This is a genomic window from Oceanobacillus sp. FSL K6-0118 (assembly GCF_038006665.1).
GTDB lineage: Bacteria > Bacillota > Bacilli > Bacillales > Amphibacillaceae > Oceanobacillus > Oceanobacillus caeni.
In genome coordinates this window covers 295,639-310,683 of record NZ_JBBOVR010000001.1, presented here as the reverse complement: position 1 = coordinate 310,683, position 15,045 = coordinate 295,639, and the positions used below count along the sequence as shown (strand labels likewise).

At 41.2% G+C, this 15,045-nt stretch carries 10 protein-coding genes and 2 rRNA genes; all 12 read right to left on the bottom strand.

Annotated elements, in window-relative coordinates; all coding sequences use genetic code 11:
- Positions 1-34: 34 nt before the first annotated feature.
- The 12 genes from MHI02_RS01490 to ftsH all read right to left on the bottom strand — a co-directional run bounded on the left by MHI02_RS01490 (position 35) and on the right by ftsH (position 15,024).
- Positions 35-2,951: ribosomal RNA gene (locus MHI02_RS01490) — 23S ribosomal RNA — on the bottom strand.
- Positions 2,952-3,115: 164 nt separating this feature from the next.
- Positions 3,116-4,681 (bottom strand): 16S ribosomal RNA (locus MHI02_RS01485).
- Together the 16S and 23S rRNA genes form the textbook arrangement of a ribosomal RNA operon.
- A gap of 608 nt (positions 4,682-5,289) precedes the next feature.
- Positions 5,290-6,771 carry a lysine--tRNA ligase gene (lysS, locus tag MHI02_RS01480; protein WP_047186926.1) on the bottom strand — a complete coding sequence of 494 codons (1,482 nt, stop codon included), beginning with the start codon at positions 6,769-6,771 and terminating at the stop codon, positions 5,290-5,292.
- Positions 6,772-7,071: 300 nt separating this feature from the next.
- Positions 7,072-7,275, bottom strand: coding sequence for a helix-turn-helix domain-containing protein (locus MHI02_RS01475; RefSeq protein ID WP_047186925.1), 204 nt, complete (start codon positions 7,273-7,275; stop codon positions 7,072-7,074).
- Positions 7,245-7,757, bottom strand: coding sequence for a 2-amino-4-hydroxy-6-hydroxymethyldihydropteridine diphosphokinase (gene folK, locus MHI02_RS01470; protein ID WP_047186924.1), 513 nt, complete (start codon positions 7,755-7,757; stop codon positions 7,245-7,247). Before folK ends, MHI02_RS01475 begins: the two co-directional genes overlap by 31 nt.
- Entirely contained in the window at positions 7,754-8,119 is a 366-nt protein-coding gene (folB, locus tag MHI02_RS01465) for a dihydroneopterin aldolase (RefSeq protein WP_047186923.1), read from the bottom strand. Before folB ends, folK begins: the two co-directional genes overlap by 4 nt.
- A 2-nt stretch (positions 8,120-8,121) precedes the next feature.
- The gene (folP, locus tag MHI02_RS01460; protein ID WP_047186922.1) at positions 8,122-8,946 is read right to left on the bottom strand and encodes a dihydropteroate synthase; all 825 of its coding nucleotides are present in this window, start codon (positions 8,944-8,946) and stop codon (positions 8,122-8,124) included.
- A gap of 229 nt (positions 8,947-9,175) precedes the next feature.
- Positions 9,176-10,105 (bottom strand): cysteine synthase A, encoded by a 930-nt coding sequence (cysK, locus tag MHI02_RS01455; protein WP_047186921.1) that lies wholly within the window; start codon positions 10,103-10,105, stop codon positions 9,176-9,178.
- 104 nt (positions 10,106-10,209) lie between these two features.
- Entirely contained in the window at positions 10,210-11,106 is an 897-nt protein-coding gene (locus MHI02_RS01450; protein ID WP_047186920.1) for a peptidylprolyl isomerase, read from the bottom strand.
- Positions 11,107-11,125: 19 nt separating this feature from the next.
- Positions 11,126-11,995: an Hsp33 family molecular chaperone HslO gene (gene hslO, locus MHI02_RS01445; RefSeq protein ID WP_047186919.1), complete on the bottom strand. Its 870-nt coding sequence runs from the start codon at positions 11,993-11,995 to the stop codon at positions 11,126-11,128.
- Between the two features lie 15 nt (positions 11,996-12,010).
- A complete protein-coding gene (locus MHI02_RS01440; RefSeq protein WP_047186931.1) occupies positions 12,011-12,793 on the bottom strand; it encodes a type III pantothenate kinase in 783 nt (260 codons plus the stop codon).
- Positions 12,794-13,023: 230 nt separating this feature from the next.
- The gene (gene ftsH, locus MHI02_RS01435) at positions 13,024-15,024 is read right to left on the bottom strand and encodes an ATP-dependent zinc metalloprotease FtsH (protein WP_216884169.1); all 2,001 of its coding nucleotides are present in this window, start codon (positions 15,022-15,024) and stop codon (positions 13,024-13,026) included.
- Positions 15,025-15,045: the final 21 nt, after the last annotated feature.

Sequence of the window (15,045 nt, the reverse complement as noted above, 5' to 3'; positions counted from 1 at the left end):
ACTAAATAAGAGTAAATCAAGACATCGAAAGAATTTAGTTAAGTCCTCGATCGATTAGTATTTGTCAGCTCCACGTGTCGCCACGCTTCCACCTCAAACCTATTAACCTCATCGTCTCTGAGGGATCTTACTCATTTAAAATGATGGGAAGTCTCATCTTGAGGGGGGCTTCATGCTTAGATGCTTTCAGCACTTATCCTTTCCATACGTAGCTACCCAGCTATGCTCCTGGCGGAACAACTGGTACACCAGCGGTATGTCCATCCCGGTCCTCTCGTACTAAGGACAGCTCCTCTCAAACTTCCAACGCCCACGACGGATAGGGACCGAACTGTCTCACGACGTTCTGAACCCAGCTCGCGTACCGCTTTAATGGGCGAACAGCCCAACCCTTGGGACCGACTACAGCCCCAGGATGCGATGAGCCGACATCGAGGTGCCAAACCTCCCCGTCGATGTGAACTCTTGGGGGAGATAAGCCTGTTATCCCCGGGGTAGCTTTTATCCGTTGAGCGATGGCCCTTCCATGCGGAACCACCGGATCACTAAGCCCGACTTTCGTCCCTGCTCGACTTGTAGGTCTCGCAGTCAAGCTCCCTTCTGCCTTTACACTCTGCGAATGATTTCCAACCATTCTGAGGGAACCTTTGGGCGCCTCCGTTACCTTTTGGGAGGCGACCGCCCCAGTCAAACTGCCCGCCTGACACTGTCTCCGAACCGGATCACGGTCCTGGGTTAGAAGGTCCATACAGCCAGGGTGGTATCCCACGGATGCCTCCACGTAAGCTGGCGCTCACGTTTCTAAGGCTCCCACCTATCCTGTACAAGCTGCACAGACATTCAATATCAGGCTACAGTAAAGCTCCACGGGGTCTTTCCGTCCTGTCGCGGGTAATGCGCATCTTCACGCATCGTATAATTTCACCGGGTCTCTCGTTGAGACAGTGCCCAAGTCGTTGCACCTTTCGTGCGGGTCGGAACTTACCCGACAAGGAATTTCGCTACCTTAGGACCGTTATAGTTACGGCCGCCGTTTACTGGGGCTTCGGTTCTAAGCTTCGGGCGAAAGCCCTAACTCTTCCCCTTAACCTTCCAGCACCGGGCAGGTGTCAGCCCCTATACTTCGCCTTTCGGCTTCGCAGAGACCTGTGTTTTTGCTAAACAGTCGCTTGGGCCTATTCACTGCGGCTCTACTCCGTAGAGCACCCCTTCTCCCTAAGTTACGGGGTCATTTTGCCGAGTTCCTTAACGAGAGTTCTCCCGCTCACCTTAGGATTCTCTCCTCGCCTACCTGTGTCGGTTTGCGGTACGGGCACCTGTGACCTTGCTAGAGGCTTTTCTCGGCAGTGTGAAATCAGGAACTTCGGCCAGAAGGCCTCCCCATCACAGCTTGAAATGGCCAGGCGGATTTGCCTACCTGACTTTCTCACTGCTTGGGCGCACACATCCATCCGTGCGCATTCCTTATCCTACTGCGTCCCCCCATCGCTCAAACGGTCATGAGGTGGTACAGGAATATCTGCCTGTTGTCCATCGCCTACGCCTTTCGGCCTCGGCTTAGGTCCCGACTAACCCTGAGAGGACGAGCCTTCCTCAGGAAACCTTAGGCATTCGGTGAAAGAGATTCTCACTCTTTTTTCGCTACTCATACCGGCATTCTCACTTCTAAGCGCTCCACCAGTCCTCACGGTCTGACTTCACAGCACTTAGAACGCTCTCCTACCATTGTTCGTAAGAACAATCCACAGCTTCGGTGATACGTTTAGCCCCGGTACATTTTCGGCGCAGAGTCACTCGACCAGTGAGCTATTACGCACTCTTTAAATGGTGGCTGCTTCTAAGCCAACATCCTGGTTGTCTAAGCAACTCCACATCCTTTTCCACTTAACGTATACTTTGGGACCTTAGCTGGTGGTCTGGGCTGTTTCCCTTTCGACTATGAACCTTATCACCCATAGTCTGACTCCCAAGTTTAAGTATCTGGCATTCGGAGTTTGACTGAATTCGGTAACCCGATGAGGGCCCCTAGTCCAATCAGTGCTCTACCTCCAGTACTCATCATCTTGAGGCTAGCCCTAAAGCTATTTCGGAGAGAACCAGCTATCTCCGTGTTCGATTGGCATTTCACCCCTACCCACACCTCATCCCCGCATTTTTCAACATACGTGGGTTCGGGCCTCCAGTCAGTGTTACCTGACCTTCACCCTGGACATGGGTAGATCACACGGTTTCGGGTCTACGACCGCATACTAAATCGCCCTATTCAGACTCGCTTTCGCTACGGCTCCGTGTCTTCCACTTAACCTTGCATACAATCGTAACTCGCCGGTCCATTCTACAAAAGGTACGCCGTTACGCATGAACGCGCTTCGACTACTTGTAGGCACACGGTTTCAGGTACTCTTTCACTCCCCTCCCGGGGTGCTTTTCACCTTTCCCTCACGGTACTGGTTCACTATCGGTCACTAGGGAGTATTTAGCCTTGGGAGATGGTCCTCCCGGATTCCGACGGAATTCCACGTGTTCCGCCGTACTCAGGATCCACTCCGGAGGAAATTCTTTTTCGATTACAGGGCTGTTACCCTCTTTGGCTAACCTTTCCAGGTTGATTCATCTAAAGAATTTCTTTGTAACTCCTTGTGGAGTGTCCTACAACCCCAGAGAGCAAGCTCTCTGGTTTGGGCTGTTTCCGTTTCGCTCGCCGCTACTTGGGAAATCGCATTTGCTTTCTCTTCCTCCAGGTACTGAGATGTTTCAGTTCCCTGGGTGTGCCTCTTATGCCCTATGTATTCAGACATAAGTCCTGTTCCATTACGAACAGTGGGTTTCCCCATTCGGAAATCCTCGGATCTATGTTTACTTACAACTCCCCGAGGCATATCGGTGTTAGTCCCGTCCTTCATCGGCTCCTAGTGCCAAGGCATCCACCGTGCGCCCTTATTCACTTAACTAAGTTTACAATGAATAAGCGTTTTATCGCTTTAAAATTTGATGTCTTGTTTACTCTTATTTAGTTTTCAAGGTACAAAGTTTCAGAGAGATTTGCTCTCTCAAAACTGAACCAAACAACACAGTATGCTTCATCCAAACCTGGATGTTCCGTAATAATCCTTAGAAAGGAGGTGATCCAGCCGCACCTTCCGATACGGCTACCTTGTTACGACTTCACCCCAATCATTGGTCCCACCTTCGGCGGCTGGCTCCAAAAGGTTACCTCACCGACTTCGGGTGTTACCAACTCTCGTGGTGTGACGGGCGGTGTGTACAAGACCCGGGAACGTATTCACCGCGGCATGCTGATCCGCGATTACTAGCGATTCCGGCTTCATGTAGGCGAGTTGCAGCCTACAATCCGAACTGAGAATGGTTTTATGGGATTTGCTTGACCTTGCGGTTTCGCTGCCCTTTGTACCATCCATTGTAGCACGTGTGTAGCCCAGGTCATAAGGGGCATGATGATTTGACGTCATCCCCACCTTCCTCCGGTTTGTCACCGGCAGTCACCTTAGAGTGCCCAACTTAATGCTGGCAACTAAGATCAAGGGTTGCGCTCGTTGCGGGACTTAACCCAACATCTCACGACACGAGCTGACGACAACCATGCACCACCTGTCACTTTCGTCCCCGAAGGGAAATCCCTATCTCTAGGGAGGTCGAAAGGATGTCAAGACCTGGTAAGGTTCTTCGCGTTGCTTCGAATTAAACCACATGCTCCACCGCTTGTGCGGGTCCCCGTCAATTCTTTTGAGTTTCAGCCTTGCGGCCGTACTCCCCAGGCGGAGTGCTTAATGCGTTAACTTCAGCACTAAGGGGCGGAAACCCCCTAACACCTAGCACTCATCGTTTACGGCGTGGACTACCAGGGTATCTAATCCTGTTCGCTACCCACGCTTTCGCTCCTCAGCGTCAGTTACAGACCAGAGAGTCGCCTTCGCCACTGGTGTTCCTCCATATCTCTACGCATTTCACCGCTACACATGGAATTCCACTCTCCTCTTCTGCACTCAAGTCCTCCAGTTTCCAATGACCCTCCACGGTTAAGCCGTGGGCTTTCACATCAGACTTAAAAGACCGCCTGCGAGCGCTTTACGCCCAATAAATCCGGACAACGCTTGCCACCTACGTATTACCGCGGCTGCTGGCACGTAGTTAGCCGTGGCTTTCTGGTTAGGTACCGTCAAGGTCAGGTCAGTTACTACCTGACTTGTTCTTCCCTAACAACAGAGTTTTACGATCCGAAAACCTTCTTCACTCACGCGGCGTTGCTCCGTCAGACTTTCGTCCATTGCGGAAGATTCCCTACTGCTGCCTCCCGTAGGAGTCTGGGCCGTGTCTCAGTCCCAGTGTGGCCGATCACCCTCTCAGGTCGGCTACGCATCGTTGCCTTGGTGAGCCTTTACCTCACCAACTAGCTAATGCGCCGCGGGCCCATCTATAAGTGACAGCTTACGCCGCCTTTCAAACTTCTTATTATGCAATAAAAAGTATTATCCGGTATTAGCTCACGTTTCCGCGAGTTATCCCAGTCTTATAGGTAGGTTGCCCACGTGTTACTCACCCGTCCGCCGCTCTTTCCACTAATTTCATCCCGAAGGGATGAAATTAGCTTCCAGCGCTCGACTTGCATGTATTAGGCACGCCGCCAGCGTTCGTCCTGAGCCAAGATCAAACTCTCCAAAAAAGTTTGTTTAGAATTAACATAATTAATTCTATCTCTTAGCTTTTAGAAGTGTTACCTTCTATTTTAAAAGAAAACGAGTTTCTTTTATCTTAACATACTGGTTGTTTTGTTCAGTTTTCAAAGAGCAAATGTTTATCACCGCTTTGTAACAGCGACTTTATTAATATAACATGGCGAGTTTTGAAAGTCAACACTTTTTTAAAACTCTTTTTTGTTGTCTCTCTTATTAGAGAAGCAACGTTTAATAATTTACCACTTATCCATATTAAAATCAAGTACTTTTTTACAAAAAGTTAACAAAGTTAATATAGAGTTGCTTCTGACTAATTGTTTTATCTTTACTTCCCTTTTAAATTAGCCTGTGCTTAATAATTCTCCCAGTTGGATTTTCGAGTGCAATTCTTTGAAGGTAATTTTCGTTGGTACTTTATATTACCTGTTTGCCCTAATGAAACTTCCTTAAAAAGTTAAGATCGTACATTCTCATCTTTACACGTTCCTAACATTTTTACCAATTAGTATTTTTAAGCACTCATAATACCGCCATTTTTTTGCAGCATGAAAAAAAGCTTTGAACTAAAACTTAGTATTAGTTCAAAGCCTTTATATTATTTATTACGCATCTGAGGGAATAAAAGAACGTCCCTAATAGATGGTGAATTGGTCAATAACATGACTAGACGATCAATACCTATTCCAAGCCCACCTGTTGGAGGCATACCATATTCCAACGCCTCTAGGAAATCCTCATCCATAAGATGCGCTTCATCGTTTCCTTCTTCTCTTTCTTTCACTTGTGCTTCAAAACGTTCACGTTGGTCAATTGGATCATTTAATTCACTAAATGCATTCGCATGTTCACGACCAACAATAAATAGCTCAAAGCGATCTGTAAATCGTTCATCTTCTTTATTTTTCTTAGCTAATGGTGAAATTTCTACAGGGTGACCATAAATAAAGGTTGGTTGAATTAATGTTTCTTCTACCTTTTGTTCAAAGAACTCATTAACAACATGTCCAAATGTCATTGTTTCTTTTACTTCAACACCATATTCCTTTGCAAGTTCGCGAGCTTCCTCATCGCTCATTTTATTCCAAAAATCAGCACCTGTTTCTTCTTTAACTGCATCAACCATATGAATTCTCTTCCATTTCGGCTCTAGATCAACTTCATATTCGCCATAGGAAATCTTCGTCTCCCCAAGTACATCTTTTGCAATATGTGCAACTAGGTTTTCTGTTAAGTCCATAATATCGTGATAATCAGCATATGCTTCGTATAGTTCTATCATTGTAAATTCAGGGTTATGACGCGTCGATACACCCTCATTACGGAATACTCGTCCAATCTCATAAACCTTCTCTAATCCACCGACAATAAGACGTTTCAAATGCAATTCGATAGCGATACGCATGTATAGCGGGATGTCGAGTGCATTATGATGAGTAACAAATGGGCGTGCTGCAGCTCCACCAGGGATACTATGCATCATTGGTGTTTCTACTTCTAAATAACCATGATTATTTAAATATTCACGCATGGATTGAATAATTTTACTACGTAGAATGAAAGTTTCTTTACTTTCCATATTAGTAATTAAATCTAAATATCGCTGACGATAGCGTTGTTCTACATCCTTTAATCCATGATATTTTTCCGGTAATGGTCGTAAAGATTTTGTTAATAGGTGAAATTCATCCACTTTAATAGATAATTCACCCATATTCGTACGGAAAATTTCACCTTTAACTCCTACAATGTCTCCAAGGTCAATGGATTTAAATACTTGGTACGCCTCTTCGCCTACCTCATCTTTACGAACGTAAATCTGGATTTGTCCACTTAAATCTTGAATATGTGCAAAGCCAGCTTTTCCTTTTCCTCGCTTTGTCATGACTCTTCCGGCAACCGTAGCTTCTTCTTTAACTTCTTCTAATTCTTCTTTAGAAGAAGATTCAAACTTCTCTATTATATCCTTCGCTAAATGGGTTCTTTCAAATTTACTTCCAAATGGATCTAAACCTTTTTCTAAATAGTCATTTAGCTTCCCACGTCTTACAAGCATCTGTTCATTTAACTCTTCTGACACAATAAACCCTCCAGTCCTATTATAGGTGTAAGTATATAAGAAAAAAACAGTTTATTCACGTATATCGAATTAAAACCTTATCTTCTAACGCATTATAACCTTTTGATTTATTTTAAATACTTCAATTGTATGGTATGTACTTCATCATATTTATTTAAAAAGCTGCCAGTAAAGCCGCTGGCAGATTTCTTGGTAGAAAAGAAGGTATGAAACTTTACTTTCAGCTTCAACTTTTCTACATAGTTATATAAGGATGTAATAATTGATCACGTGATTCAACGAGGTTATTTTCTTTATAAATTACTCCATTGTAATTTCCTCTTTTGGTATATCAAGAACATCCGCAATTTGATTCATTAATTCGTCTGTTACAGGTTTTGTCCCTCTTTCCACATTTCCAATTTGAGAAATAGAAACATTTAATTCCTTTGCAAAATCAATTTGGGTATACCCTTTTAATTTACGAAAGGCTTTTATTCTTCTTCCAATTCGCTTCGAATCCATTTCCTTACTCCCTTTATGTCTGCCTCTTGAAGTTTACTAAGTAGATCTCCTGGATACTTATTCCAAGTCGGAATCATAAAATCAGGGGCAATTTCATGTAATGGAATAAGTACAAATGCACGCTCATGCATTCTAGGATGCGGAATAAGCAATTCTTCTACTGTACTATTTTCGTTATTATACGTTAAAATGTCAAGGTCAATTGTTCTTGGACCGAAACGTATCTCTCTCTTCCTACCTAACTTATCTTCAATACTTTGACAATATTTAAGAAGTTCCATGGATGAAAGGGATGTTACTATACCAATCACGATATTTAAAAAGTCATTTTGGTCTGTATACCCAACTGGCACTGTTTCATAAACGGATGATTGGGCTTTGATGGTTATATTTTCATTTTCCTCAAGTAATTTTAAGGCATCCTCTAAATAATCTATTCGTGGTTCTATGTTCGTTCCTAACGATATATATGCTTGATTCATTTTACTTTCTCCCTATATATCTCTACTTCAACAGATTCATAATGTCCCGGAATTGGTGGATCTGGCTTAATTACTTTTACCGTACAAGCATTTAAACGATTGAAAGATGAAAGTAGCGCATTGGCTATATCCTCCGCCACAGCCTCAAGTAAGTTTTTGGATTCCCCTTCCACAATTCTTTTTACCATTTCATATACCTCGCCATAATGAATTGAATCTAACATATCATCTGTTTGACCAGCTTTACGTAAATCAGTGTATAACACAATATCTACAATAAATCGTTGGCCTAATCTTTTTTCTTCTGGCATTAATCCGTGGAAACCATAAAACTGTAACTGGTTTAATAAAATCTTATCCAAAGTTATCTTCTCCCTTCACGAAGCATTGTGTCCATCATTCTTGCAAGCTCCACATTCAGTCTCACATTATGAACACGAACCATATGAGCCCCTTTAACGATTCCTAGGCATGTCGTTGCGCCTGTCCCTATGTCACGCTTGGTTGGCTCCGTAATATTTAAAGTACTACCGATAAATCTTTTACGGGAAGTAGCTAATAAAAGTGGATAACCCATTTGTACAAACTGTTCCAAGTTATTCATTACCACTAAATTATCTGTTCCGGATTTCGCGAATCCTACTCCTGGATCGAGAATAATATTCTCCCTTCGTACACCAGCTTTTAAAGCTATTTCAATACTTCCCTCTAAATCTTTTTTCATATCATCAATAAGGGTTTGATAATTTTCATTGTCACGATTATGCATTAGAATAATTGGCACATTATATTCTCTTGCAACATTTGCAATTTCTGGATCTTTCTTTGCTCCCCATATATCATTAATCATATCTGCACCCGCTTCAACAGCATGTCGGGCTGTTTCTGCTTTAAATGTATCTATAGAGATGGGTAAATTAACATGCTCCTTAATTGCCTTAATGACAGGTACAACCCTTTCAACTTCTTCCTTGGACGATATAGGGATATGACCGGGTCGTGTTGACTCTCCACCTATATCTATAATATCCGCACCTTCTTGTTCCATTCTTTTGGCCTGTCCTATTGCTTTCTCAATGGTTGTATAATTTCCTCCATCAGAAAAAGAATCCGGAGTAACATTCAATATTCCCATAATGTGTGTTCGCTTAGACAAATGCAGTGTTTTGGTTGCTGTCTTTAATTCCATTTCACTGTCCCTCTTCCGATATGTTTTTATTTAATCCTATCATACTATATAAAGCTCCTTCCAGCTTTCTCCTTGGAAACGAAGAAGGACAAAGGATTATAGTCTAAACTAATCCTTTGTCCTTCTTCATAGAAAGTATAAAGAAGACTTCCATCAGTAGAGGCTTTCCTCCATCTCCCACTGATGGTTAGTCGCACTTATACCCTTGTGGGCGCTTGCGCCTTTGCTCTTAATTTTCTTCATCAAATTGGTAAAGTGGTGTCGACAAATAACGTTCCCCGTTATCTGGAATGATTGCTAATACCTTTTTACCTTTACCTAATTCTTTCGCTACTTTTTTAGCTGCAGCAACTGCAGCACCCGCTGAAATACCACCTAAAATTCCGTTTGTTTTTGCCACTTGGCGTGAAGTTTCAAATGCTTCCTCATTCTCAATCTGGATAATTTCATCATATATATCCGTGTTTAAAATTTCAGGTACAAATCCTGCTCCTAAACCCTGGATTTTATGTGGGCCTGGGTTACCACCAGATAAAACCGGTGATGCTGAAGGTTCAACAGCATATATTTTTATGTTCTTAAATTTTTCTCTTAGGACTTTACCAGCACCTGTGATAGTTCCACCAGTACCAATACCTGCAATAAATGCATCTAGCCCATCAGACATTTGCTCCACGATTTCCTTACCAGTAGTACGTTCATGTACATCAACGTTAGCTTTATTATTAAATTGTTGTGGAACAAAGTAGCCTTTTTCCTTCTGTAACTCTTCAGCCTTGGCAATTGCACCTTTCATTCCATCTGCACCAGGAGTTAGAATAAGCTCCGCCCCATAAGCACGTAATAAATTACGTCGTTCCATACTCATTGTATCTGGCATCACTAAGATTGCTTTATATCCCTTTGCTGCCGCAACCATCGCTAAACCAATACCAGTATTTCCGCTGGTTGGTTCAATGATGGTGTCACCAGGTTTTAATACTCCTTCTTTTTCAGCTGCTTCAATCATAGCCAAGCCAATACGATCTTTCACTGAACTACCTGGATTAAAAAATTCTAACTTCAAGTAAATATCTGCACTATTCTCATCTGTCATATTATTTAATTTAACAATTGGAGTTTCTCCAATTAATCCTGTTATCGAATCCGCCACTCTCACAAAAATTCCTCCTCATCCTAATCCTAGTATTCTTATATGATTAATTTATAACTTTTATTCCATTCTGTCAACTAAAAAGCTGGAAAATCTCAAATGACTTATGATCAATCATATATCCACTTCACATTTAACTGTTCCCATAATGCTTCAGCAGAAAGAGTTTGATCTAATTGCTCTAAGGCTAATTCACTTTCTATATAAGGCTTTAATTCTTCATATGAAAACTCAATAGATGGTAGTTTACGGTGTAAATAAATAATGGCCACCCCATTTTCCGTTTGAAATGGCTCGCTATAAGAATGTTCATTCATGGTTCGCGCTACACTCTCATAACCATTAGGGAAAAACTGACTTTTAGTATGAATAAAGCCAATATAACCGCCATTACTTCTTGTTTCTTTATCTTTTGAGTATTCTTTAGCCAGCAATGAAAAAGTTGCTCCTTCATCTAGTTCTTTTTTTACCTTATTAGCTATCCTAGCATTATCAACGAGAATATGTGAGATTTGCATTGCTTCAGAAAAATTGTATTGACTTTTATACTTTTGATAATAGGTCTGTACTTCTTCTTCCGTTACGGAATGATCCATCGCTAATAGTCTCTCCAATTGATAACGATAAATGATATCGTTTCGTAAATCTCTTTCTAACCTTTTGGCCTCTTCCTTTGTCATTATTCCTTGCATTGATGTCAAAAGAGAAATATCTCTTTTAATTATCTTTTCGTCAACTTCAATATGATATTGATCAGCTAATTGATGTACGACTTCTTGATTAATTAATGTTTTTAGTTGACTCTTTCCGTTCCTATTGATTAATGAATTAATCCATTCTATATAAGTAATTTCTTCCCCATTTATTTCTGCCACGACATCCCGTGCGGAAAGCCTCTCATGATTACTGTCAATCGCTACCTGATGACCTTGATTCAACATGACTAATGTTGCAATATTGGTAATTAGAAGAACAACGATAATACTGATCAGTAATCTTTTGGACATTTTTTATGGGCCCCTTTCATTACCGTTTCAGCTCTTCCAATTCTTCAACTGTAAAATGGTATTTTTCATTACAAAAGTGACAACTAGCTTCAGCCCCTTGATCTTCGTCTATCATACTCTGAATTTCCTCATTTCCCAGTCCAACGATTGCATTAGCGATTCTCTCCTTAGAACACTTACAACGGAACTCAACTGGCATTTTTTCATGAAACTTAACTTCACCTTCACCCAATAAACGTTCTAAGATTTGTTCTGGTGTATTTCCTTCTCTAATTAATGTACTAATAGCAGGGATACTATTCACCCTTTTCTCTAACTTATTAACCAGTTCTTCGTCCGCACCTGGCATAACTTGAACGATAAATCCACCAGCAGCTAAAATGGTATGATCAGGATTAACAAGCACTCCTGCTCCAACAGCACTTGGGACTTGTTCCGATGAAGCAAAATAGTAGGTGAAATCTTCACTTATTTCCCCAGAAATAATAGGAACCTCTCCTGTAAAGTAATCTCTAAGTCCCAAATCTTTAATAACACTTACTCTACCTTGTGTACCTACAGCTCGTCTTACGTCTAATTTTCCTTTTTCATTTAAGTCGAAATCTACATGTGGGTTTATTACGTATCCACGAACCTCTCCTTTCGCATTTCCATCTGTTATAATTGCACCGATTGGCCCATCTCCTTCCACCTTAACCGTAATCGAGTCTTCTCCTTTTAACATGGCTCCCATCATTGCCGTAATGGTAAGAGTTCTTCCCAATGCAGCTGAAGCCGTTGCCCATGTGTCTTGTCTTCTTCTAGCTTCTTCTACCATCTCCGTTGTTGAAGTTGCATAAGCACGAATCATTCCGTTGAACGCTGTTGCTTTTATCAAATAATCTTTCATTTATATTCGACTCCTTTAATGATCGTTTTCTTTGGCGATTTCTTTATAAATAATGTATAAACCTTTTAACGTTAAATGCGGATTCACCTCATCAATTGTAGTAGAGTCCTCCGCTATTAACTGAGATAGACCGCCAGTTGCAATAACCTTTGGTGATGTGTTTAGTTCATCTTTCATTCGGTTTACGATTCCATCTATCATTCCTATGGTTCCATAATAAATACCAGATTTCATGCCATCGATTGTTGTTTTTCCAAGTACACTATCTGGAGATTCGATCTCAATCCTTGGAAGTTTAGATGCTTTAGTATACAAGGCCTCCATCGATATATTCATACCTGGGGCTATAATACCCCCACAATACTCTTCTTTTTCATTAATATAGCAATAGGTAGTGGCAGTTCCAAAGTCGATTACAATAAGTGGCCCGCCATACTCTTCTATAGCAGCAACCGCATTTACGACACGGTCCGCTCCAATTTCCTTTGGATTAGGGTAATTCATTTTCAAATACTTACTGAAGCTTTCTTTACCTATAACATGTGGTTCTAGATTAAAATAATCACGGCTCATTTTTTCTAAAGAGAACATGATTGGTGGGACTACAGAGGAGATTATAATGCTATCTATATCTGTAAACTTAAGATTCTTAAATTCAAAAAGCGATTGGATTAACATTCCAAATTCATCTTCTGTTTTATATCGATCAGTTTTTATACGCCACTCGTATTCTAACGTGTCGTCCTCAAAAACACCTAATACTGTATTTGTATTTCCCACATCTATAACAAAAAGCATTTCTACCAAACCTTTCTTGAGCTATTCTTACACTATTACTCCTTAAAAATACCGATACATACGTGTAAAATATACCATAATTTGCTCTCAAAACAAAAAGCGTGGTCTAAGCGGTTTAAGAGAACTTAGGCAAATCTTTATGTAATAGAGTTATTGGAGTCCATAAAAGACCTTCTACCTGCAAAATAGAACAAAAACAGCCACTTTTACTAAAAGTGACTGTTTTTATCTTATTTATTATCTTTGTCTTCATCCGAAGCTTTGGTTTCTGACTTGCTTCCTTCTTTATCCTTAGCTTCCTCAACTTTATCTTTCGCCTCTTCATATGAAGAACCCACCGCATTCTCATCGTCTTTAGAGTTAATGTTTACTTTCACATCTTCCTTATGATCGATGACGTCAGGGTCTGGCATTTTCCCTTCTTCAAATAAAGATTTAATTTGCTTCGCTTCTAATGTTTCTACTTCAAGTAGAGTTTGTGCGATTAATTCTAATTGTTCTTTATGCTCAGTAAGAATCTTTTTAGCTCGGTCGTAACAATGATTAATAAAGTTTTGCATTTCTTTATCAATTTCATAAGCGATTGTATCACTATAGGTTTGTTCGTTCTGAATATCACGACCTAAGAATACATTACCGCCACCACCGCTAGAGAATTGTAGCGGACCAATTTTATCACTCATACCATACTCAGTAATCATCTTATGCGCAATATTTGTAGCACGTTGGAAGTCATTATGAGCACCGGTACTTACCTCGCCAAAAATAATTTCTTCTGCCACTCGTCCACCGAGTAGCCCTGTTATCTTATCGAATAATTCTGGTTTTGTCATGAAATAACGGTCTTCTTTAGGAAGCATAACTGCATATCCGCCAGCTTGCCCACGGGGTACAATCGTTACCTTATGCACCATATCGGCTTCATCAAGAACCATACCGATAACTGTATGTCCACTCTCATGGTAAGCAACGATATTTCTTTCCTTCTTAGAAATGACCCTGCTCTTCTTAGCTGGACCTGCAATAACACGGTCTGTCGCTTCATCAATATCATCTTTATTAATTGTCTTTCTATCATCCCGTGCAGCAACTAATGCCGCTTCGTTCAGTAAATTTTCTAAATCTGCGCCAGAGAAGCCTGGGGTTCTCATCGCAATTGTTCTTAAATCCACTGATTTATCCAACGGTTTATTTCTAGCATGTACTTTAAGTACAGCTTCACGGCCGTTTACATCTGGACGGTCTACTGTAATCTGACGGTCAAAACGTCCAGGACGTAATAACGCTGGGTCTAATATATCCGCACGGTTTGTTGCAGCGATAATAATAATTCCTTCGTTTGCATCAAAACCGTCCATTTCCACTAGCAATTGGTTAAGAGTTTGTTCACGTTCGTCATGGCCACCACCAAGGCCAGCACCACGTTGTCTACCAACTGCATCAATTTCATCTATAAATATAATACAAGGAGCATTTTTCTTCGCGTTCTCAAATAAATCACGTACTCGGGAAGCACCTACCCCAACGAACATTTCAACAAAGTCTGAACCACTGATGGAGAAAAACGGAACACCCGCTTCACCTGCAACAGCACGAGCAAGTAATGTTTTACCTGTTCCAGGAGGGCCAACAAGTAGAACCCCTTTAGGTATACGTGCACCAACAGCTGAGAATTTACGTGGGTCTTTTAAGAAATCAACCACTTCAATAAGTTCTTGTTTTTCCTCATCTGCACCTGCAACATCTTTAAAACGAACCTTTTTCTTCTCTTCTGTATACATTTTAGCCTTACTCTTACCGAAGTTCATTACGCGACCACCGCCGCCACCGCCTTGAGCTTGACTAAAAATAAATAATATAAATAGTCCAATCAACAAGAAAGGAAGGATTCCAGTTAAGAAAGTTAACCAAGGGCTAGGTTGTTCTTCCTCCGCAACCTGAAGAACTCCTTGATCTGTTGCTGTTTCCGTAACTTGAGAAATAACATTTGTATTGTCAGGTACTTGTGTAACAAATGTTGTTTTATCTTTTAATTCACCAGTAATACGGTAAATTCCATTTGCCGGTTGCAAAGTCATTTCATCAACATTTCCGGCATTTAATTCATCCATAAATTCCCTTACATCAAATTGTTCTCTATCTTCACCTTGTCCTTTGAATACGCCAAAGACTCCGATTACTACAAAGAAAATAAGTATCCAAAAGAACACATTCCGAAAAATCTGATTCATTTCGTACCTCCTCCCGTATGG